The organism is Paraliomyxa miuraensis (genome assembly GCF_026337845.1).
Lineage (GTDB): Bacteria > Myxococcota_A > Polyangia > Nannocystales > Nannocystaceae > Paraliomyxa > Paraliomyxa miuraensis.
The window spans coordinates 13,891-34,943 of record NZ_JAOVZF010000149.1 but is presented as its reverse complement, the minus strand read 5'-3'; the positions used below and the strand labels follow the sequence as shown (position 1 = coordinate 34,943).

The following is a 21,053-nucleotide window of genomic DNA, read 5'->3' as shown; positions in this document are numbered from 1 at the left end:
TGTCCGGCCGCACGGTGAAGCCGTGCGTTGCCTCAATGGGCCGGCGACCGAACAGCATCCCGGGCCACGGCTGCGCGGTTCGTGTGAGGCGCCCGATGACCTTCGACCCAGCGAGGAACGTCCTCGGCCGTACAGCCCGATTTGGGATCGACCGGTCGCGTCGAGCCGCGACGATCGGGCCGGCGTCGACCGGCCCGATCAACTGGCCCGACAGACGGCAGGGATCTCCACGCGCGGACCGGTCTCGACCGTCAGCTCGCGCAAGCCGAAGAACAGCTCGCCATCGATCACCGGATCGAGCGCGGCCCCTGGGGGTGCAACCGCTCGCAGGTGCCGAGCCGGGCCGTCGTAGACCTTGCGCCCCCAAAACGGAGTGCCGAGCACCATGTTCGGGATGTTCGCGGCGACCCCCCACGGCGGCATGCTCATGGCCTGCGCGTGCAAGACCCCGGGCGTGGCCGCGTGCCGGAACGTTCGCACCACGCCGCCGAGGTTGATGTCGATCGCGCCCACCTGCAGCGAGGCGAAGTCGTCGAACGCCAGCGGCTCGCCGTCGAGCTCCACCCGTGCACGCGTGGGCGTGAACAGCGAGTCGGCGTAGCCGCTCAGGTAGCCGCTCAGATAGTTGCGAAGTGCATCCGGCATCAGGTCGCGCAGCGGTCGGGGCGTGCTGTGGACCACCGCGCCGCCCAGCGATCGGCCCAGCACCGCCACGATGGTCCTGGAGTCGACCGGCTTGTGCTCGTAGAGCTTTTCGAAGAAGCGCTGGGCCACGCCTCCAATGGCGCTGGCAAAGCCCAGGCGGTCGAAGCCGAGCCGCTCGTCCGGGCTCGCCTGCACGGGGCTCACCTCGCCCGCGGCTGGCTCGCACAGGCGCCCGCGCATGCGAAACGTGTCGAGCGAGATCGCCTCGAGCACCTCGCCGCGCTCGAACGCCGCCACCAGCTGCCGCAGCACCTCGGTGGCTTCGCCCCGGATCCCCGCCTTGTGGGCCACGAAGTCGATGCTGCCGCCGTTGGCCGGCACCACGCGCGGCAGCCGGGCCCGCCCCTCACCGCTGCGCTCGCACGCCACCCGATATCCCTCGCTGAGCATCCATTGCAGGGTTCCATCCCCGCCATCGACCACCCAGTGATCGCAGCCCGCATCGAACAGCTCGTGGAGCACCGCCCGCAGCTCCTGGGTGTCGTGGGTCTGCCGCACGATCCCGTGGCGTCCCACCGCCCGCTCGAGCGCGCGCTTGCGATCGCCTCCTCGCTTCCGGTTCTTGCCGGAATTGGGGTTGGTCACCACTCCGATGAGGCTCGCCATGCGTCCGAGCGGTCTACCACGGCGTACGGGCGCGTCACGATGCAGGCACGGTGCGAAGGAGGTTGCACACCTTGCTTCGAAACGGAGCCGGAGCCGACCGGGACGGAACATTGGACGGACCCGGTGCGCAGGGTCGGACGCGGTGTCCCAGCCACCGGGCCCGGCAATGCGCACAGGGCGCTCCCGGTGGGATGGGAGGTGTTCCATACTTGGAAGCGATGAACCGCCTCCAGCGCTACCGGGAGCTGATGCGGACGCTCGACCCGAGCGGGGATCCGCGGACGGCGGTGCAGATGGGGTGGGGCGTCGAGCGACCGAGATCGGCGACGGCCGAGCGGATCGCGAGAAGGATCGAGATCGAACCGTGGTCGAGCCATCTGATCGTGGGGGGCATCGGGTCGGGGAAGACGACGGAGCTTTGGAGGATCCATCACCGGCTGCGGGAGCTCGGAGGCGAGACGGGGGATGTTTCGCACTACATCGATGTGGCCGCGGAAACCACGTTGGAGTGGTTGTGGTCCGGCCGCCTCGTCCTGCTCGCGGGGATGCGACTGATCGGGTACGAGGAACGGGTGCGCAAGGCCCGTGGAGGCAGGTCGCCTTCTACAGAGGTCGTGCGAGCCATCGATGCGCTCGACGAATTCAGAGCAGGGTTCGAAACAGACGACCAGTGGCACGGGCCCGGAACCTGGGAGGATTTCATACTCGATCAGGCTCCTCATCTCCAAGTACTACAGGATGCCATCGTCACGGAGCACGGACACTGTGTAGTGCTCTTCGATAGCCTGGATCGCATCACGGACATCGAACGGCTCGAGCGTACGCTTCGAGTCGACCTCCAGGTCTTCGAGCGCGCCCGAATCGGAGTGGTGGTGGTGGGCCCGATGCGACTCAGCTACCGTTCCCCTCCCACCACCGCCGATCTATTCGACCAGAACGTGCTCGTGCTCTCCGACGTGGACCCCACGGCAGACGGGCTCGACTTCCTCGTCGAGGTGCTGGCACGACGTGCGGCACCCGAAGTCATGCCACAACGGTCTTGCTTCGACATTGCGCGTGCTTCGGGAGGCGTGCTGCGTGATCTGATTGCGCTCGCGAAGAGCTCTGCGCAAGAAGCCTACGTCGTTGGCTCGGACGTAGTGCAACCCGATCACGTTGCACGCGCCGCGGAGCAGTTCGGCCGCGTGCGGGCCGTTGGCCTGGACAGCGAGCAGATCCAGGTGCTCAAGAAGATCCGAGAAACGGATACCCTGGTAATTCGAGGCGAGCGCGAATTGGCGTTGCTCGAGACCCGCCGCGTGCTCGACTACGGCAACGGCCGCTTCGTCGTCCACCCCACCCTCGCCCCCTTGCTCGACCTCATCACGGTGGCCGCGTGAACATCTCGTCGCTCGGACGCTTCGAACTGGCGTCGCGGATCGCACTCGACGAAACGACTGGTTCGTGGTTCGTGGTGGGCATAGAGGACGAGCAACGAGCCTCACTCCTCGCCGAGGACATCGAGAGCCTCGTCGACTACGAGATCGCGATCGTGCAGGTGGCCGATCGAGAGTTGCTGGTCGCTGCTTCGCGCGAGCACGCAAGCCGGTTGGTGCTGCTCCACGCGACCGAAGGGCTCGAATCGCTGCACCTCGACGACGTACGCTCTCTCCTCCAACGCGATCACGCCGCGGTCCTGGCCGTGCTGCCTGCGGAGCTCGCCCATCTTGCGAGCATCGCCCCTCACTTCGCGAGCTGGGCGGGCAACCGAGTCTTCCTCGTGGAGGACGATCGCTTCCTCGACGAGGAGGCACGAGAGAAGCGCCTGGAGGCCCTCCGCACACACTACGGGATGAGCGACGAGCAGTTCCTGGCGGAGGTCGAGTTCGCCGAGCTCGCGCTCGAGCCAGATCATGCCGAATGGCTGGTTCTCCTCGACCGGTCGGATCTACTGGAGGCCCGCCGATGAAGGAGTGGGTCCCGCCGCTCGCGAAGCGCATTGCCCGGACGACACCGCTCATCGACTGCCGTTCGCCAGGGCATTACTTCGAGAAGGTCATCCGCTCTTGCCTGCAACGCGCAACGATCGAGGGCTGGCTCGAGGGTGGATCGCAAACCATCTCTCGGCACATTCGCCTCGACCGCCGCAGCGCGCAGGTGCCCGAGCAAGGAGCCCAGGATCTCATCGGTGGTCCCAAGAACTTCCGGCGCAGGAAGGACGATGCGGTCCTGCACACACCAGACGGTGGCTGGCTGTCGTTCTCGGCCGTACTGCGGCCATACGAAAGCCAGGTTGAGGTCCTCGCCTACAATTTCGAGCGCGTCTACGACGCCAGGGCCTCGAGGTGGCTTCGCTTCGACCTCAACCCATCGGGCCACGACAACGACCATCGAGGTCTACGGGCCCACTTCCACCCCAGCAGCGACGATCTCCAGTTCCCATCACCGATCTTCGCTCCGCACGAGCTCATCGACTTGCTGCTCGCTCCCCCGATCCCCCCTGATGATCGCAAGCCGCGAACCAAGGGCGAGCCATCCGCCCCCGCGTAGGCAGTCGAACCATGTCCACCCCACCCGACCCCGAGCTCGTCCCCTTCGTCCCCGGTGAGGTCTGGATCGCCCGTGCGCCGCTGCGGTTCATCGGCGTCCAGATGGGCACGCGCATGACGGTGTGCCGGCTCGCCAGCGGCGGGCTGTGGATCCACTCGCCGGTGCGCCCCACCCCGGCGCTGTGCGCTGGCCTCGATGCGATCGGCACGCCCATCGCGGTCGTGGCCCCCAACTTCCTGCATCACCTCTACGTGGGCGACTTCGTGGCCCGCTACGACGTGCCCGCCTACGGCTCGCGTCGCTTGCCCGCCAAGCGTCCCGATCTCGCATTCGCGGGGGTGCTCACCGATACGCCCGAGCCGCTGTGGGCCGACGACTTCGATCAGGTGGCCGTCGGCGCGTCGATGCTCGACGAGGTCGTCTTTCATCACCGCCGTAGCGGCACCTTGATCATGACCGACATGTGTCAGCAGGCCGACGAGGGCTCACCGCTGAGCGCCCGCCTGGCCGCGCGCCTGGCCGGGTTCTACGGACGACACGCCGCCCCCCGCGACATTCGCTGGCTGCTGCGCCGCCACCGAGCGGAGTGCAAGCGTGTGATCGAGACGATCCTGTCGTGGGACTTCGACCGCATGATCGTGGCCCACGGCGCGCTGGTGCCGACGGGGGCCAAGGCGGTGTTCGAACGGGCCTATGGGTTCGTGCGCGAGTGGTGAAGCGACGCCCTCGGAAACCCGCTCATCGGCGGTCGTTACTATCGATGCATGGCCACTGCACCCCCGCTGCCGCCTCGCGGCCCCCATGCCGTGGTTCGTTCGATCGCGGTCCTGGGCCTCTCGATGCTGGCCTGTCGGGCCACGCCCGATGGCACGACCGACGCTCCCTCCCCGACCGCGCCCGCCGAGGCCGAGCACCACGACGACGACGCCCCCGCCCCGCTCGACGGCCTGGCCGACACGGACACGTTCACCTTCTACGTCGACGGCAACCCACTCGCAACGATCGCGCACGACTGGCAGGCCGACGGGCGCTACCGAGCGGAGACCACGCTGAAGCTCGGCGGCCAGACGATCGAGCAGTCGCTGCACATCGATGTCGACGAGTCCGGCGCCTTCACCCGCATCGAGGCCAAGTCGCAGGGGCAGGTCAGCACGTTCGTCCGTGATGGCTCGCAGGTCACGTTCACCGGCCCGCATGGCACGGCGGCGCTCGAGCTCCCGCCGGGCACGGTCGTCTTCGGAAGCCTCCAGGATTTCAGCCCAGCCCTCGTCCGCCACGTGCTGCGACGCTACGACGTGGCCGCAGGCGGGGCTCAGACGTTCCCGGCCCTCGTTCCCGGATCGCCTCCGGTGGAGGCCGTCCTCACGCGAGAGGCCGACGAGACGCGGCGCGGGGACGGACGCGATGTGGCGCTCCACCGTTGGCACCTCGAGCTGCCCGGCGCTGCATTTGAGCTGTGGACCGAGCCCGACGATCGCGTGGTGCTGGCCCAGGTGATCGGTCGACCGCTGGTGTTCGTACGGCAGGGCTACGAGCCGCTGATGCCCGTCGAAGAGGATCCCGATCCGCTGCTGTCGAAGGCCGAGCATCAGGTGGTGGTCGACGACGAGGTCGTCACCCCCATGCGCGACGGCACCGCGCTGCGAGCCGATGTCTACCATCCCGCCGGGGACGGCCCCTGGCCCACCATCGTGATCCGCACGCCCTACAAGAAGGAGTTGGAGGACGTGAGGGCCAGCTACTACGCGCGCCGGGGCTACGCCGTGGTGGCGCAGGACGTCCGCGGACGCTTCGCGTCGGCCGGTGAGTGGACGCCGATGGTCAACGAGAAGAAGGACGGCTACGACACCATCGAGTGGGCCGCGGCGCAGCCATGGTCGACCGGCAAGGTGGGCATGGTCGGTCCGTCGTACCTCGGCTGGGTGCAGTGGCTGGCCGCGGTCGAGCAGCCGCCGCACCTGGTGACCATCATCCCCAACGTCGCGCCCCCCGACCCGCTCTACAACATCCCCTACGAGCACGGGGTGATGCACACCATGGGCTCGCTGTGGTGGCTGGACGTGGTCGCCACCGAGGCCCACGCCGACCTCACCGGCAAGGCCCTGCACGCGGTGAACACCAAGCCCTATGACCAGCTCCTGCGCACGCTGCCGGTCATCGACCTCGACCAGACCGTGCTCGGGGGTACGAGCCGCCACTGGCACGAGTGGGTCGCCCACTCGACCCTCGACGACTACTGGGCCGGCGCCAGCTATCTCGACCAGCTCGGGCGGGTCGAGATCCCCGTGCTCAATCAATCGGGATGGTTCGACGACGATACGATCGGGAGCAAGCTCGCGATGCAGCGCATGAGCGCGCTCGGGCGCGAGCACCAGCACCTCATCCTGGGCCCGTGGGGGCACACCGACGTGGCCACCCGGCAGTTTGCGGGCGTCGACTACGGCCCCGAGGCAGTCGCGATCGATCTTTGGCGCGAGAACCTGCGATGGTTCGATCACTGGCTCAAGGGCATCGACAACGGCATCGACCGGCAGCCGCGGGTGCGAATGTTCGCCATGGGCTCCAATCGGTGGGTCAGCGGCAACGCCTACCCCCTCGAGGGCACTTCGTTCGAGAAGTGGTACCTGGGCAACGAGGGTCACGCCAACGGCCCGAGCGGTGACGGAACGCTGTCACGCGAGCCGAGTGGCGCCGCCTCCGACGTCTACGTCTACGATCCCGCCGACGCCACGCCCGACCTCGAATTTCGCATCCCCGACGAGTGGCCCGACATCGCGGGCGAGCCCTCCGATCCGGTCGCGGCTCGGGTGCGGCGTCAGGCCCGGCACGAGCGCCTGCTGGCCGAGCGCAAGGACATCCTCGTGTACGAGAGCGAGCCGTTCTCCGAAGACACCACCTTCGTCGGGCCCGTGTCCGCGGTACTCCACGCCGCCACCACGGCCAAGGACACCGACTGGTTCGTGCGGCTCTGCGAGCTCGATGCCGACGGCCGGCCGAACCCACTGGTACTGGGCACGATGCGCGCCAGCTACCGCAAGTCGGTCGAGCGCCGCACGCCCGTGCGCCCCGGCAAGATCGAGCGCTACACGCTCGACCTGTGGCACACCGGCATCACCGTGCGCAGGGGACACCGGCTGCGCGTCGAGGTCTCCTCGGCCTCGTTCCCCACGTGGGCGCGCAACCTGGGGACCGGAGGGGACGACGGGACCGGCACCGAGTACGTGAGCGCGACGCAGACCATCCACCACTCCAAGCGCTACCCGTCGTACGTGCTGCTGCCGAGGGTCGAGAACCCGCGGTGAGACGGTACGCTCACCCCTCGGCCCCTCGCACCCGTACCGTCTTGCCGTCGAACGCCACCACCAACACGTGCACCGGCTCGGCCCCGGCGGCGCGCAGCTCGGCCGCGTAGTCCATCGCGTGCGCCTGCGCCCACCCGTCGTCGAGCACCCGCTCGAGGGTCTGCCCCTTGCGCACGACCTTCAGCTCGAGCACGACCCCCGGCTGCCCCGCAACCACCGGGATCACCATCACGTCGGGGCGCCCCTTCCCCGACTCCCGGTTGGATCGCACGCGATGGCCAGGCTCGAGCGCTGCGAGCAGACCCAGCACGAACACCTGGTAGATCCGCTCGGGCTCGTCGGGGCGTAGATCGTGGTACGAGAGCACGTTGAGCACGAACGCGGACAGTTGCTGCTCGAAGCGGAGCGCATCGCCCGACAGCAGCGCCGACAGCAGCCGCTCGAGCTGCCCCCCGTGGCCCTTCATCCGCGCCTTCATCCACTGCTGGAACGTGCTCGTGTAGAGCAAGCGTACCTCGGCATTGGGGATCGACAAGCGATGGGGCGGCGGCCACGAGGGTTGCACCGGAGGACGACGCTCGGCCCTGAGGTAGCCCGAGAACACCAGCAAGCTCCACAGCGCATCGTCGTTGTCGTCGAGACGATCGAGCACGACGTTCTCGTCGAGGATTCTCTCGACCCCCTCGCCTGCCAGCAGGCGCGAGAACGGCTCGTGTAGCTCGGCCGCCCGTCCCTGCAAGAGCCGCTGCACGAGGTCGTTGGAGCTGGTGTTCAGCCAGTGCGGCCGGGGCTGCGCATCGTCGTCGGCCAAGTAGCACAGCACCGACCAGGGGTTGTAGATCACCGCTCCCCCGAAGTCGTAGCCATCGTACCAGGTGCGGACCAGCTCGAGCTGGCCAGAGCGCCCTGCCTGGGCCATGAGCGCCACGACCTCGGCCTCGGTGAAGCCAAAGCAGGAGGAGAACGAGCGCTGCAGCAGCGTATGCACCGCAAGGTTGTTGAGCCCCGAGAAGATGCTCTCCCGCGACACTCGCAGGACCCCGGTGACCACCCCACGCTCGAGGTGCGGGTTGTCCTTGAGCCCGTTGGTGAGGAACGCCCGGTAGAGCTCGATGACCTGGGCCCCGTAACCATGCACGAACCCGGCATGGATCGGCTCGTCGTACTCGTCGATGAGGACGATCGTGCGCTCCCCCGTTGCCCGGTGCAGGTAACGCGACAGCTCGCCCAGCGCCCTCCGGTAGAGCACGGGCTCGGCCGTGTCATCGAGGATCGCCTGGTAGTCGCGAGCCTCCCCCACCTCGAGCACCCCTCCGTCCAGCACGGCCCGGTGCTCCCGGTAGAGCACCTGGATCTTCTTGAAGAGGTCCTGCTGGCACGCCTCGAACGTGCTGGCCTTGGCGTCGCGAAACGTGAGGTACACGACCGGATAGCGGCCGAAGTGCTGCCGATAGGCATCCCCGGCTCGCCACACCGCGAGATCGTGGAACAACGGGCGCAGGTCGTCGCGCTGGCGCTCGAAGAAGCACCGCAGCATCGACAGCGCGAGCGTCTTGCCGAACCGCCGCGGACGAGGCAGGAGCAGGACCTTGCTCCCCCCGTGATCGAGCATCTCGACGATCAGCCCCGACTTGTCGACGTAGGTCAGCCCCTTCTCTCGCAGCTCGCGGAAGTCGCTGATGCCGATCGGTAGCTGCATGCCCGCCCGCTCCCCTCAGCTCCGCCACTGCCGTGAGCGCGACACGCTCATCAGGATCCCGAGCCCGATCATCATCGTCAGCACGTTGCTGCCGCCCGCGCTGAAGAACGGCAGGGTGATGCCGGACACGGGTACCAGCTGCAGCACCATGCCGATGTTGATCACCACGTGCCAGAAGAACAGCGCCGCCACCCCCGTGCACAAGAGCGCCCCGAAGCGATCGCGGGCCTGACTGGCGATGTTGATCGACCACAGGGTGATGCACAGGTAGAGGGTGAGCGCCATGGCCCCGCCCACGAAGCCCCACTCCTCGGCATAGACGGCGAACGGAAAGTCGGTGAACGGCTCGGGCAAGAAGCCCAGCACGTTCTGGGTGCCCTGGTCGACGCCGCGCCCGAAGAACCCGCCGTTGCCCACGCTGATGATGGCCTGGATCGTCTGGTAGCCCTCGTCGTCGGCGTAGAGCTCGGGGTCGAGCCACACGTCGATGCGCTTGCGCTGGTAGTCGGCCAGGTAGCGCCAGCCGAGCCCGAACGAGATCAGGCCCGCCAGGCCGGCCCCCAGCATGGTGCGCAGGTGCATGCGGGTGACCGAGAGCACCGGGAACGCGACCAGCAGGATCATGACGCCGGTCCCGAGGTCGGGCTGGTTGATGATGAGCGCCGCGGGCACGAGCACCATGGCAAAGGGGATCACCAGGGTGCGCATGCCCCTGACCTCCTTGGCGTGGACGTCGTGGAGGTAGCGCGCGAGCGCGACCACCAGCAGCACCTTCATCAGCTCGGACGGCTGGATGCGATAGTCGATGGTCCCCAGCCACCGCCGCGCTCCGTTGACCTTGATGCCGACCAGCGGAACGAGGATCAACAGGCCCACCGCGAACGTGTAGGTCGCGTAGGCCACGCGGTAGATCACGCGGTAGTCGATGGCGGTCACCGCGAACATGATCCCGGTGCCGAGCGCCACCCAGCGCAGCTGGGTCGCCACACGACCGGTCCAGTCGCCCTTGCCGGCGCTGTTGAGGTTGATGAGCGCCAGCGCGATCATCCCGAACGCGAGCAGCACCACCACCCAGTCGATGGAGTGACGCACCCGCCCCCAGGTGTCGCGCGGCTGGCCCAGCAGGCCGCTCATGGGGCCGCTCCGCTGGTGGGGATCCCGGCCCGCGCCGCCGCCTCGTCGCGGCGGGCCTGCCCCGGCAGCGGGGGCGGCTCGCCGTAGGCGCGCAGCGGCACGTCGGTCTCCGAGAGGGTGGAGCCGATGTAGTGGTTGGTCACCTTCATCACGATGGGCGCGGCGGCATCGGCCCCGATCCCGCCGTGCTCGACCATGGCCACGACCACGATCGAGGGGCTGCCCGCGGGCGCATAGGCGGCGAACCAGGCGTGATCCTGGGTGGTGTCCCAGCCCTCGATCTGCTCCTCCTGCTCGTCGGCCTCGGGATCGACCCGCCGCTTCTCACGGCCCACCTGGGCGGTGCCGGTCTTGCCGGCCACCACGATGTTGGGCAGGCGCTCGGAGTAGGCGGTGCCGTCCTCGTGGTTGACCACGCCCACGAGCCCCCGGTGGATGCGCTCGCGGTCGACGGGATCGATCACGGGCTGATCGTTGCGCCGCTGGGGCTGGCTGGTGAACACCAGCTTGCCCTCGTTGGTCTCGATGTGGTCGACGAGGTAGGGGGTCATCACGTAGCCACCGTTGGCGATGGCGGCGTAGAGCACCGCGAGCTGGAGCACGGTGGCCTTCACGTTGCCCTGGCCGATGGCGCTGTTGAGGCGCACGCCGCCCTGGTAGGTGCCCTCGCGGGCCTCGAACTCCTCGGTGGGGATGGTGCCCCGCACCTCGCCGTTGAGCCCCAGGCCCGAGCGCTCACCCAGGCCCAGCGAGCGCGCCACCTGCTCCATGCGATCGAGGCTGAGGATGTTGTCGACCGCGAGCTGGTAGAAGTAGGTGTTGCACGATTCCACGATCGCGGACTCGAGGTTCATCTCGCCGTGCACGTGGGTGTCGCGGAAGCGACGGCCACCGTACTTGATGTAGCCCTGGCACTCGATGAGCTCGTCGGGGTCGAACTCGGGGTGCGACAGCGCGGCGATCGCCGACACGACCTTGTAGGTGGAGCCGGGGAAGAAGTGCTCCTGCACCGTCTTGTCGATGAACGGCTTGAGCGGGCTCTTGGCCCACGCCTGCCACTGCGCGCTGGGGATCGGCTGCTCGTAGAGGTTGGGGTCGAGCGCCGGCACCGAGACCATGGCGAGGATCTTCCCGGTCTTGACCTCCATCACCACCACCCCGCCCGCGAGCTTCTCGGACAGCGCGTCGTAGGCCACGCGCTGCAGATCGAGATCGAGGGTGAGGTAGATGTCCTGGCCGGGAATCGGATCGGTGTCCTCGGGTAGCGCCTCGATCGCCTCGCGCGGGGCGTCTTGCGCCTCGCGGCGGCGGGCATCGACCACCCGCGCCCGACGACCCAGGCGCCCGCGCAGGTAGTTCTCCCACTGCCGCTCGATCCCCGTCTTGCCCATCCGATCGCCGGGGCGATAGTTGAGGTGGCGCGAGCGCTCGAGGGTCTTGGGGCCGATGTTGCCCATGTGACCGGTGACGAAGCCCACCAGCTGCGACTCGGGGTAGTACCGCTTGGAGCTCTCGCGGATCTCCACCCACGGGTCGATGGTGTCCAGGCGCGCCTGGATGCGGGCGAACTCGTCCCAGTCGAGGTTGCGGCGGGCGATCTGGGCATACTTGCCCTCCAGCTCGTCGGCGCGCAGCTCCTCGATGCGCGCGATGAACTCGGCCCGATCGGCGGCGTCGACGAAGTCGATGAGCGAGGCGATGAGGTCGCGGGTCTCGTCGTCCATGACGATGCGCTTGCCCTCGGGCGTGGGCACGACCCCGGCCTCGCCGTCGCGCATGAAGCGGGCCCACGCGGTCACGTAGAGGGTGTAGGCGGGGCGATTGGTGGCCACCGGCCGCCCCTCGACGTCGAAGATGCGGCCGCGCGGGGCCTCGACGTCGACCACGTCGATGAAGTTTCGCTCGGCTCGGCGGGTGTAGTGATCGCCCTCGAGGATCTGGATCTGGCACAGGCGCCCGAGCAAGCCCAGGAACACCAGCAGCACCACGAGCACCATCGCCTGGAAGCGGGGCCGCAGGTCGCGGAGGTCGTCGCGCTGGCGCAAGCCGATCATGGTGGTCGATTCACTTGCCGGTCCAGTAGGCCTGCTGCGGGGGGCGGTCGTCCAGCTTGAGGGCGACGAGCAGGCGATCGAGACCGGACCACAGCGGAGGAGCCACCAGGAGGGTGGCCAGCGCGTGCCAGTGCAGCACGCCGGTGGCCCCGAGCAGCGCCTCGCGCGGCACCCCGAGCGGATCGGCGAGCACGAACAGGATCGCCAGGGTCAGGCCGTCGAGCAGCAGGGCGGAGACCAGGCCCGCCGCGGCGCGCAGCACGAAGCCCGTGATCGCCAGCCGTCCCGATGCCCACCGCAGGACCAGGTAGCACAGCCCATGGGCCAGCGAGAGGGTGCCGATGGGCGCGCCCTGGTGGAGGTCTTCGAGGTAGCCCAGGGCGATGGCGACGAACAGCCCCAGCGGTACGGTGGTGCTCTGGGAGAATGCCGCATGCGTGAGGATGACCACGCTGGTCGCCGGCAGCATGATGGTCAGCGAGAGCACGTCGGCCATGCCACCCACCACGGCGATGAGGATCCAGCCGACCATCAAGTAGACGAAGGCGCGCAGCATGGGTCCGTCTCCCGCCGGCTCCTCAGGGGGTCACCGGTTGCAGACCGCGGGCCTGCACGGCCGGGCCCTCGCGCTCGCCCCGGGGATCGGCGTGCGGTGCGTTGGCCAGCACCACCCAGACCACGTCGATGCGATCGAAGCGGACCGAGGGCACCACGTGGAGGCGCTGCTGGTCGCCCACCAGCGGCTCGATCTCGATGATTTGGCCCACCGGGTGCCCCTTGGGGAACAGCTCGTCGACGCCCGAGGTGAGCACCAGCTCGCCGAGTTCCACGTCGTAGTCCTTGGAGACCTCGAGGGTGCAGCTGTCCTCGGTGCGGCCCTCGAGAATGCCCTGCGCCTTGGTCCGCGACAGCTCGACCGCGATCTTGGAGCGCGGGTCGGTGATGAGCATGACGTCGCTGTAGTCGTCGAGGGCCTTGTCGATGCGGCCCACCACCCCGTCGGGGGAGAGCACGGCCATGCCGGGGCGAGCGTACTCGCGGCCGCGATCGATGCGGATGTTGACCACGCGAAAGAACGGGCTCTGGTCCACGCCCACGCGCTCGGCCGGGATCATGTCCTCGGGGACCTTCTCGCGCATCTGCAGGGCGCGGCGCAGCTGCTGGTTCTCCTCCTGGAGGTGGACCAGCTCGCGCAGGCGCTGGCGGAGCTCGCGGTTCTCGCCCGCGAGCCGCTCGTTGGTGTCCTGCAGCCGGGCCTGGAGCACCCAGCGCTCGAAGAAGGCACCGAGCATGCCCGCGCTGTAGGACACGGCGGCCTCGAGGGGGGCGCCGATCCGTCGCACCGCGCGATCGAAGGCGCTCATTCGATGCGGGTCCTGGGCCGAGCTGCGCAGCAGCAGCACCGGAATGCCCAGCAGCACCACGATGAGGGCGCTGTTTCGGATGCTGCGCAGGGAGAGGGCCATGGCGGCGGCGGACGACGGCCCTGGTACGCCCGTTTGTTCCAGGAGCGCCCCGGGGCCGTGTCGTGCAACGGTGCCAGCTTTGGCGCGAATGGCAAACGATGGTCGACCGACTGGGCAGACGCGCAGTCTCCGCCGTCACCGAGGCCGACGGAGCGCCCCCGCTGCGCCGCCATGCAGATCCAGCCGGCACAGCTCCTCCTCCCCGAACACCCGCGAGCGCGTCAGGAACCGCACTCCCTCGGGCGCCTCGAGCGAGAAGCCCGAGCCACGGCCGGGCACCACGTCGAGGATGAGCTGGGTGTGACGCCAGCGCTCGTACTGCTGGTCGCCGATGTACACCGGGCAGCCCTCGAGCTGCCCGAGGTGCACATCGGACTGCCCCACCCGGAACTCGCCGAGCGGGTAGCACATGGGCGCGCTGCCATCACAGCAGCCGCCCGACTGGTGGAACATGAGCGGACCGTGCATGGCGATGAGCCGCCGGATGAGCGCGAGCGCGGCCTCGGTGGCCACGACCCGCTCCACGTCTGCTGGCTCGCTGGCCAAGGCTAGAAGAACCCCATGGGCTTGGGATCATAGCTGACCAGCAGGTTCTTGGTCTGCTGGTAGTGGTCGAGCATCATGCGGTGGGTCTCGCGGCCGATGCCCGACTGCTTGTAGCCACCAAAGGCCGCGTGCGCCGGGTAGAGGTGGTAGCAGTTGGTCCACACGCGACCGGCCTCGATCGCCCGCCCCGCCCGGAAGGCGGTGTGCACGTTGCGGGTCCACACGCCCGCGCCCAGGCCGTAGAGGGTGTCGTTGGCGAGCGCGATCGCATCGTCGAAGCCATCGAACGAGGTGACCGAGACCACGGGTCCGAAGATCTCCTCCTGGAACACGCGCATGGAGTTCTTGCCGCGGAACACCGTGGGCTGCACGTAGTAGCCGCCGGCGAGGTCGCCCGAGAGCTCCGCCCTCGCGCCGCCGAGCAGGACCTCGGCCCCCTCCTGCTTGCCGATGTCGATGTAGGAGAGGATCTTCTCGAGCTGATCGTTGGAGGCCTGGGCCCCCACCGTCGTCCTGGGATCGAGCGGATTGCCGGGCACGAACTGCCGCGCGCGCTCGATGGCGCGGTCGAGGAACTGGCCCTCGATGCGCTGATCGATCAAGGCCCGCGATGGACACGTGCACACCTCGCCCTGGTTCAGGGCGAACATGCAAAAGCCCTCGAGCGACTTTTGGGCGAAGTCGTCGTCCTTGTCGAACACGTCGGCGAAGAACAGGTTGGGCGACTTGCCGCCGAGCTCGAGGGTGACCGGGATCAGGTTCTCCGAGGCGTATTGCATGATGAGGCGGCCGGTGGTGGTCTCACCGGTGAACGCCACCTTGGCGACCCGACGGTTGCGAGCCAGCGGCTTGCCGGCCTCGACCCCGAAGCCGTTGACCACGTTGAGCACGCCGGGCGGGATGAGGTCGCCCACCAGCTCCATCAGCATCATGATGGTGGCCGGGGTCTGCTCGGCCGGCTTGAGCACGATCGCGTTGCCGGCCGCGAGCGCGGGCGCGACCTTCCAGGCCGCCATCAGCAGCGGGAAGTTCCACGGGATGATCTGTCCGACGACCCCGAGCGGCTCGTGCAGGTGGTAGGCCACCGTGCTGGCGTCGAGCTCGGCCAGGCTGCCCTCCTGGGCGCGGATGCAGCCGGCGAAGTAGCGAAAGTGATCGATGGCCAGGGGCAGGTCGGCCGCGAGGGTCTCGCGGACCGGCTTTCCGTTGTCCCAGGTCTCGGCGACCGCGAGCATCTCGAGGTTCTGCTCCATGCGATCGGCGATCCGATTGAGTACGGCCGCGCGGTCGGCCACGCTGGTGCTTCCCCAGGCGGCCTTGGCCCGGTGGGCCGCGTCGAGCGCGAGCTCGATGTCCTCGGCCTTGCTGCGCGCCACCTCGCAAAACGTCTTGCCGGTCACGGGGGATGGGTTTTCGAAGTACTCGCCCCCCTTGGGGGCGACCCACTCGCCGCCGATGTAATTGTCGTAGCGAGCACGAAACTTGGCGGGGGATCCTTCGGTGTTGGGCTTGGCGTACGTCATGGCACTGGCTCTGGGCCGGCCCCCATCGAGCAAGGGATGTACCCGCGGCGATTTTCCTGAATTCGTGGGGGTTTATCCGAGGCTTCACCGATCGACCGTCTCGTATCGCTCCGACCTCGTGTCCGAGGCTCGGACGATCGGCCGGCAATTGTAGCGATTCGATACGATCGCGATCGGCTGCGCTCGGGATATCCTGGGAAGGTGGGCTCGCAGGAGTCGCTGGTGTTGGAGGAGCGCTCGCCGCAGCGGTGGGAGCAATTCCTCGAGGGACACCCGTCGAGCGAGCGGGAACGGCCTCCTTCGCCCGTGATTGCCCGCTGGAGCCGATCGCTGGGGTTCAAGGTGGATCCGCGAGGGCCCACGCGGGTCGACCACATCGAGGCCCGACGAGGACTCGCCCTGCGGCGCGAGCGGGCGGCCGAGACCTGGCACCTGCTGCGGCCGCTGTTCGAGCGGGTGGCCGCCCGGCTGGCCGAGCAGGACTACGTGAGCCTGCTGACCGACCCCGAGGGCGTGATCCTGTGGGAGGCGGGCGGCGGGCGCTTTGCCCCGGATGCCCGCGAGGCGCGGCTGATGGAGGGCGCCCACTGGGGAGAGCCGGTGCGAGGCACCAATGCCATCGGCACCGCGCTCCACGAGGAGCGCCCGGTGGCGGTGGTGGGATGTGCTCACTTCGAGCGGACCAACCACCAGCTGGTGTGCTACGGCCACCCCATCCGCGACCCCGACGGTCACATCGCGGGTCTGCTGGATGTGACGTCGGCGCTCGCCCGCGCCGACGACCGGGTGCGGCTGGCGGTGGCGGCTGCGGTGGACGGAATGGAGCTGCTGCTGCAGCATCACGCCTGGTCGCGCGCACGGGGTGGGCTCGAGCCCTATCGCATGCTGCTGCGCCACCACCGAGGGCCCGCGCTGCTGGTCTCGGCCCAGGGGGCGGTGCTCGATGGCAACGAGGCCGCCCAGGCGCTGCTGTGCGGCCCCGATGGGCTCCCGGCCGGGCTCGAGCGCGCCACGATCGAGGCGGCCGCCCGCGGCACGGCCGTGTCGCCGGTCGTGCTCGGACAGCAGGCCTACCGTCTGCAGGTGGAGGCGATCGAGGCGGAACGAACCGTGGGGCACCTGGTGCTGCTGGAGCGGTGCACCGCCACGGCTCGTGGTGGCCCCCGTGCTGGCGGCCACCTTCGCGCCGCGCGGACCCCCGCGTTCGCGCGACTATGGGGGCACGACCCGCGCTTTGGGGCGGTGCTCGACCACGCGGCTCGCTTCGCGCGCACCAACGTGCCCGTGTTGCTGCTGGCGGAGACCGGCACGGGCAAGGAGCTGCTGGCCCGTGCGATCCATGCCGAGAGCCCGCGCAAGGACCAGCCGATGGTCACGGTCAACTGCGGCGCGCTGGCCCCCGAGCTGATGGCCAGCGAGCTGTTCGGCTACGTGGGCGGAGCGTTCACGGGCGCGCTGCGCCAGGGGTCGCCGGGCCTCCTGGCCCATGCCGACGGCGGCACGCTGTTCCTCGACGAGGTGGCCGAGATGCCGGCCTCGCTGCAGGTGATGCTGCTGCGGGTGCTCGAGGACGGTACCTACGGCCGCGTGGGCGAGGCTCGCACGCGGCGAACCAATGTGCGGCTGGTGTGCGCCACGTGCCGCGATCTCGGCGAGCTGGTGCGTCGCGGAGCGTTTCGCCAGGACCTCTACTATCGGATCCGCGGGGCCACGCTGTGCCTGCCCGCGCTGCGCGAGCGCAGCGATCTGCTCGCCCTGGCAGAGGCGTTCGTCGCCGAGATCGCACGCCAGCAGGATCGCGAGCCGCCCGAGCTGAGCGAGGAGGTTCGCGCATGGATGCGGCGCCACCCGTGGCCGGGCAACATCCGCGAGCTGCGAGCCACCCTCGAGCACGCCACGGTGCTCGCGGGGGAGCGGATCGAGCCGAGCGATCTGCCGCTCGACGTGCTGGAGCCCGCGGGGCGCGCTGCGGCAGCGATGCCCACCGCGGTGCCCACGCCCGAGACGACCCCTCACGCGAGCGTACGACCCGAGCCCATCACCCGCGATCAGGCCGATGTGGCGGTGATCCGCCGGGCGCTCGACGATGCGGGCGGCAACCTCAGCGAGGCAGCGCGGCGGCTGGGAGTCGCCCGCTCGACGCTCTATCGCCTGCTGGCCCGCCACGGCCTGCGCTGACTCGGTCGTCGTGCATCCAGGGCCATGCACGGCTTCGCTCCTCGGACTCGTGTCGAGCGCGGCCGAATTCCGTACGCTCGGGGGAGGCATGGGACGGCAAGACGTACGCATCGACCCCGGACGCGAGCCTGAAAGCGTCCCTGCCGCCGTCCGTTGGATGGCCCGGATGCGCGACCCGAGGACGCCTGCCCTTCGTCGGGGAGCGACGCTGCTGATCGGCGCCGCGCTGCTGGTGGCCTGCGGCGATCCAACCTCCGTCACCCCGGGCTCGTCGGGGACCGGCTCGGGTGGCGATGACGAGTCGGGCTCGACCAGCGATGCACCGTCCGACGTTCCATCGGGTTGCGGCAACGGTCTGGTCGAGGCCGGCGAGGAGTGCGATCTGGGCTTCGCCAACGCGATCGATGGCGCCTGCACCCCGGCCTGTACCCTCCCGTTCTGCGGCGACGGCCTGCTCGCGCCCGACGAGACCTGCGACGAGGGCGAGGCCAACGGCGGCTCCACCTGCACCGCGGCCTGCACGATCCCCACGCGCCTGCGCTGGTCGACGACGATCGCCGGCCCCGCCCACGGCTACGATCTGACCTCGGCGCTCACCGCCATGACGGGCGGGGCCGTGGTGGTGGTGCGCCAGATGTGGACCGAGCAAGGGGAGCCGGAGGTCGTGGTCGAGCGCTACGAGGCCGACGGCAGCCGCACGTGGTCGAGGGCCCTGCCCGGTCCCCAGATCTACTCGGGGCTCAGCCCGAGCCTGGTCACCGCGGCCGACGACGGGGTGCTGCTGGGGCTGTTCGTGGGCGACCCCGGCGAGATCGTGGCCGACCGGGTCGAGCTGCTGGCCCTCGATGCGGCCGGTGATCTGCGATGGGACCACACCATCCGTACCAGCGCCCAGGGCACCCCGCTCACGGCGCGGGTGACCCGGGCCGGTGACGAGATCGTCTTCGCCGCGATGATGGAGGTCGGCACCGATCAGTACGAGGCCCTCATCACTCGGCTCGACGACGACGGCACCATCCTCCGCGAGCGCTTCATCGAGCCGGCCGTGCGACGAGCGGTGGGCCTGCCCGACGGAGGCTTCGTGGCTCATGCGGAGGGCAAGCTCTGGCGCTTCGACGCCGACGACGTGGAGCAGTGGAGCACGCCGCTGCAGGGCACGGCCGAGGTGTCGCTCGCGCTCGATGGGGAGGGGCGGCCGGTGGTGGCTCGACGCGACCTCTCGGGGGCACGCACGCTCCAGCTGTTCTCGGCCGAGGGCCAGCTGCAGTGGGAAGCACCGCTTCGGCTCAATCCGCACGGGGTCACGGCGAGCCCCGACGGTAGCCTCGTGGTCGCGGGCACGGTCGACGCTCCGGCGACGGAGCTGGCGTCCAACGTCGATCTGGGGGTCGAGGTCTTCGACGGCGACGGTCAGCCGCGCTGGATGGAGGCGGTGGCCGGGCCCGATGGCGGTGAGGACAGGGGCCGGGCGGTCGCCGCGACCGACGACGGCGCGATCTGGCTGGGCGGTTCGGTCTCGGTGCGCTTCGAACACGAGGATGCCTGGATCGGTCGCTTCGAGGAGGCGCTGCGATGAGACTCGCGTGCGGTCTGGCCCGGCTCGAACGGCGGGCGGTGGGAGGGCTGGCGGTGGGCATGCTCGCGCTCCCCGGCCTCGCGGCGGCGGCCGAGGGTCCGCGCCCGACCACCGTGTTCATCAACTACGAGGGCGCGCGGCTCCGCGGCGGCGACGACTCGTCCCACGACGGGCTGAGCTGCATCAACGGCGAGCTCGACTACCCGGCGTTCTTCGGGAGCGAGGCGGTGGCCGACCAGGTCACCGAGCAAGTACGGGGACTGTTCGAACCCTATGCGGTGCGCGTGGTCGACGAGCGACCGCCCGAGCACCTGCCCTACACCATGGTGATGGTGGGCGCGCTGCCGCAGGACCTCGGGCTCGACAACGGCGTGGGCGGCTATGCGTGCGTGATCGACTGCGGCGATGCGCTCGCACGCGAGACGGTGCTGGTGTTCGGTGGATCCATCGAGGAGCCCCGCGAGCTGGCCCAGACGATCGTGCACGAGGTGGCGCACAGCTGGGGGCTCGACCACGTGGCGGCCAGCGAGCTCATCATGAACCCCACCACCTCGGGGGCCGAGCGCATGCTGGGTGAGGGGTGCACGGCGCTCGACGAACCAGCGAGTGCGAAGTGCAACGAGCAGCACGCGATGTTCTGCGCCGAGCCCGGCATGCAGGACTCGGTGGCGGAGATCCTGGCGCTGCGCGGGCCGGCCGCGCCGGATCTGGTGCCACCGGTGATCGAGCTGCGCTCGCCCGTCGACGGCACGCGCGTGTGGCCGGGCGAGCTGGTGCGAGTGGAGGCGATCGTGGAGGACGATCACCCCGACTTCGGCTGGCGCTGGGTGGTGCCCGAGCTGTCGTGGTCGCAGCGCGGAAGCGACGATGCGCTGGAGCTGCGCTTCCCGGCCGGCGAGTACACGGTGCGGGTGGAGGCGATCGATCAGGCCGGCAACGAGGCGTCGGCCGAGCTCACGCTGATGGTCGGCGAGGCCGAGGCGAGCGACTCGGGCGAGGGAGACTCGAGCGACACCGGTGGCGATGGTGGAAGCGAGGACGGGGCGGACTCCGCCTCGGCGAACGGCACCGAGCTGGACGACGGGTGCCGCATCGGCACCGACGGATCTCCGCGCGCCGGGCTCGTGCTGCTGCTGCTCGCGTGGATCCGACGGCGTCGCCGGGCCAAGGCCGCATGACCGGGCCGCATGACCGGGCCGCATGACCGGGCTCCGAACCCCGTGGTAGCCTGAGCTGGTGCATGGACGGATCGGTTGGTCATGGCTCCTTGGCCTCGGTCTCGCCTCGAGCACGATGATGGTCAGTAGCCCTGCGTGCACCACCGACGGTGGCGACGAGGGCAGCGGGGAAGCCAGTGACGGCGAGTCCATGGCGGACGGCGCGAACTGTGAGCCCCAGCCCACCGACGGCGTGCTCTATGCGTCGTGCAGGGGCGCGGCGTGCAACACCGGCTTGGTCTGCGCGTACAACGAGGAGCTCGGCCAAGCTGCATCTCCCGCCTACTGCACGGGCTACTGCACGTTCTCGGAGCAGTGCGAGGTGGTGGGCCTGTGCACGGCCGAGCCCATGTGCATCATTCCGTCCAACGGCAACACGGGGGTCTGCGTGCTCGACTGCTCCGACGGCAAGCAGTGCCCCGAGGGCATGGAGTGCCTGCAGGACGAGGACGGCGGGGCGATCCGATACCTGTGCTACTGAGGGCGGGCCGTGGGCAGGGGTTCGGCCGCAGGCAGGC

17 protein-coding genes are annotated in these 21,053 nt (G+C 69.4%); 9 read left to right on the top strand and 8 right to left on the bottom strand.

All coding sequences use genetic code 11. The features are described from left to right. Positions 1-198: 198 nt before the first annotated feature. Positions 199-1,311, bottom strand: a complete 1,113-nt coding sequence (locus OEB96_RS15835) for a diacylglycerol kinase family protein (RefSeq protein WP_266216696.1) — start codon at positions 1,309-1,311, stop codon at positions 199-201. A 383-nt stretch (positions 1,312-1,694) separates the two neighbouring features. Here OEB96_RS15835 and OEB96_RS15830 point away from each other — a divergent pair, with 383 nt between their 5' ends. Genes OEB96_RS15830 through OEB96_RS15810 form a run of 5 tightly spaced genes read left to right on the top strand, consistent with a single transcriptional unit; the run spans position 1,695 to position 7,142 of the window. Further along, a complete protein-coding gene (locus OEB96_RS15830) occupies positions 1,695-2,690 on the top strand; it encodes a hypothetical protein (protein ID WP_266216694.1) in 996 nt (331 codons plus the stop codon). Then, on the top strand, positions 2,687-3,259 hold the full coding sequence (locus OEB96_RS15825) for a hypothetical protein (protein WP_266216693.1): 573 nt from the start codon (positions 2,687-2,689) through the stop codon (positions 3,257-3,259). Before OEB96_RS15830 ends, OEB96_RS15825 begins: the two co-directional genes overlap by 4 nt. Continuing rightward, entirely contained in the window at positions 3,256-3,840 is a 585-nt protein-coding gene (locus OEB96_RS15820) for a hypothetical protein (protein ID WP_266216691.1), read from the top strand. The genes OEB96_RS15825 and OEB96_RS15820 overlap by 4 nt, the downstream gene beginning before the upstream one ends. 11 nt (positions 3,841-3,851) lie before the next feature. After that, positions 3,852-4,556 (top strand): DUF4336 domain-containing protein, encoded by a 705-nt coding sequence (locus OEB96_RS15815; protein ID WP_266216690.1) that lies wholly within the window; start codon positions 3,852-3,854, stop codon positions 4,554-4,556. 48 nt (positions 4,557-4,604) lie between these two features. Then, positions 4,605-7,142, top strand: coding sequence for a CocE/NonD family hydrolase (locus OEB96_RS15810; RefSeq protein WP_266216688.1), 2,538 nt, complete (start codon positions 4,605-4,607; stop codon positions 7,140-7,142). Positions 7,143-7,152: 10 nt separating this feature from the next. Here OEB96_RS15810 and OEB96_RS15805 read toward each other — a convergent pair whose 3' ends face one another. The 7 genes from OEB96_RS15805 to exaC form a co-directional block, all read right to left on the bottom strand. Further along, positions 7,153-8,841, bottom strand: coding sequence for an AAA family ATPase (locus tag OEB96_RS15805; RefSeq protein ID WP_266216686.1), 1,689 nt, complete (start codon positions 8,839-8,841; stop codon positions 7,153-7,155). 15 nt (positions 8,842-8,856) lie between these two features. Continuing rightward, the gene (gene rodA, locus OEB96_RS15800; RefSeq protein WP_266216685.1) at positions 8,857-9,975 is read right to left on the bottom strand and encodes a rod shape-determining protein RodA; all 1,119 of its coding nucleotides are present in this window, start codon (positions 9,973-9,975) and stop codon (positions 8,857-8,859) included. After that, complete coding sequence (gene mrdA, locus OEB96_RS15795; RefSeq protein ID WP_266216683.1) at positions 9,972-12,029, bottom strand: penicillin-binding protein 2; 2,058 nt, start codon at positions 12,027-12,029, stop codon at positions 9,972-9,974. The genes rodA and mrdA overlap by 4 nt, the downstream gene beginning before the upstream one ends. 10 nt (positions 12,030-12,039) lie before the next feature. Continuing rightward, positions 12,040-12,585 carry a hypothetical protein gene (locus tag OEB96_RS15790; protein ID WP_266216682.1) on the bottom strand — a complete coding sequence of 182 codons (546 nt, stop codon included), beginning with the start codon at positions 12,583-12,585 and terminating at the stop codon, positions 12,040-12,042. Positions 12,586-12,607: 22 nt separating this feature from the next. Next, on the bottom strand, positions 12,608-13,495 hold the full coding sequence (gene mreC / locus OEB96_RS15785) for a rod shape-determining protein MreC (protein ID WP_266216680.1): 888 nt from the start codon (positions 13,493-13,495) through the stop codon (positions 12,608-12,610). 135 nt (positions 13,496-13,630) lie between these two features. Next, positions 13,631-14,008, bottom strand: coding sequence for a DUF779 domain-containing protein (locus tag OEB96_RS15780; protein ID WP_266216679.1), 378 nt, complete (start codon positions 14,006-14,008; stop codon positions 13,631-13,633). A 35-nt stretch (positions 14,009-14,043) separates the two neighbouring features. Continuing rightward, on the bottom strand, positions 14,044-15,564 hold the full coding sequence (exaC, locus tag OEB96_RS15775) for an acetaldehyde dehydrogenase ExaC (protein ID WP_266216678.1): 1,521 nt from the start codon (positions 15,562-15,564) through the stop codon (positions 14,044-14,046). A 201-nt stretch (positions 15,565-15,765) separates the two neighbouring features. Between exaC and OEB96_RS15770 the strand changes: the two genes are divergently transcribed. The 4 genes from OEB96_RS15770 to OEB96_RS15755 all read left to right on the top strand — a co-directional run bounded on the left by OEB96_RS15770 (position 15,766) and on the right by OEB96_RS15755 (position 21,016). Then, positions 15,766-17,742, top strand: a complete 1,977-nt coding sequence (locus OEB96_RS15770; RefSeq protein ID WP_266216676.1) for a sigma-54-dependent Fis family transcriptional regulator — start codon at positions 15,766-15,768, stop codon at positions 17,740-17,742. Positions 17,743-17,908: 166 nt separating this feature from the next. Then, positions 17,909-19,318 carry a hypothetical protein gene (locus tag OEB96_RS15765; RefSeq protein WP_266216674.1) on the top strand — a complete coding sequence of 470 codons (1,410 nt, stop codon included), beginning with the start codon at positions 17,909-17,911 and terminating at the stop codon, positions 19,316-19,318. After that, on the top strand, positions 19,315-20,496 hold the full coding sequence (locus OEB96_RS15760) for a hypothetical protein (protein ID WP_266216673.1): 1,182 nt from the start codon (positions 19,315-19,317) through the stop codon (positions 20,494-20,496). The genes OEB96_RS15765 and OEB96_RS15760 overlap by 4 nt, the downstream gene beginning before the upstream one ends. A 115-nt stretch (positions 20,497-20,611) precedes the next feature. Beyond that, the gene (locus OEB96_RS15755) at positions 20,612-21,016 is read left to right on the top strand and encodes a hypothetical protein (RefSeq protein ID WP_266216671.1); all 405 of its coding nucleotides are present in this window, start codon (positions 20,612-20,614) and stop codon (positions 21,014-21,016) included. Positions 21,017-21,053: the final 37 nt, after the last annotated feature.

What these genes read in the sequence shown, in the direction of transcription:
- OEB96_RS15810 (WP_266216688.1), top strand. Translation starts at nt 4,605, where the DNA reads ATGGCCACTGCACCCCCGCTGCCGCCTCGCGGCCCCCATGCCGTGGTT.
- mreC (WP_266216680.1), bottom strand. Translation starts at nt 13,495, where the DNA reads ATGGCCCTCTCCCTGCGCAGCATCCGAAACAGCGCCCTCATCGTGGTG.
- OEB96_RS15835 (WP_266216696.1), bottom strand. Translation starts at nt 1,311, where the DNA reads ATGGCGAGCCTCATCGGAGTGGTGACCAACCCCAATTCCGGCAAGAAC.
- OEB96_RS15820 (WP_266216691.1), top strand. Translation starts at nt 3,256, where the DNA reads ATGAAGGAGTGGGTCCCGCCGCTCGCGAAGCGCATTGCCCGGACGACA.
- mrdA (WP_266216683.1), bottom strand. Translation starts at nt 12,029, where the DNA reads ATGATCGGCTTGCGCCAGCGCGACGACCTCCGCGACCTGCGGCCCCGC.
- exaC (WP_266216678.1), bottom strand. Translation starts at nt 15,564, where the DNA reads ATGACGTACGCCAAGCCCAACACCGAAGGATCCCCCGCCAAGTTTCGT.
- OEB96_RS15765 (WP_266216674.1), top strand. Translation starts at nt 17,909, where the DNA reads ATGCGCGACCCGAGGACGCCTGCCCTTCGTCGGGGAGCGACGCTGCTG.
- OEB96_RS15815 (WP_266216690.1), top strand. Translation starts at nt 3,852, where the DNA reads ATGTCCACCCCACCCGACCCCGAGCTCGTCCCCTTCGTCCCCGGTGAG.
- OEB96_RS15755 (WP_266216671.1), top strand. Translation starts at nt 20,612, where the DNA reads ATGATGGTCAGTAGCCCTGCGTGCACCACCGACGGTGGCGACGAGGGC.
- rodA (WP_266216685.1), bottom strand. Translation starts at nt 9,975, where the DNA reads ATGAGCGGCCTGCTGGGCCAGCCGCGCGACACCTGGGGGCGGGTGCGT.
- OEB96_RS15760 (WP_266216673.1), top strand. Translation starts at nt 19,315, where the DNA reads ATGAGACTCGCGTGCGGTCTGGCCCGGCTCGAACGGCGGGCGGTGGGA.
- OEB96_RS15790 (WP_266216682.1), bottom strand. Translation starts at nt 12,585, where the DNA reads ATGCTGCGCGCCTTCGTCTACTTGATGGTCGGCTGGATCCTCATCGCC.
- OEB96_RS15805 (WP_266216686.1), bottom strand. Translation starts at nt 8,841, where the DNA reads ATGCAGCTACCGATCGGCATCAGCGACTTCCGCGAGCTGCGAGAGAAG.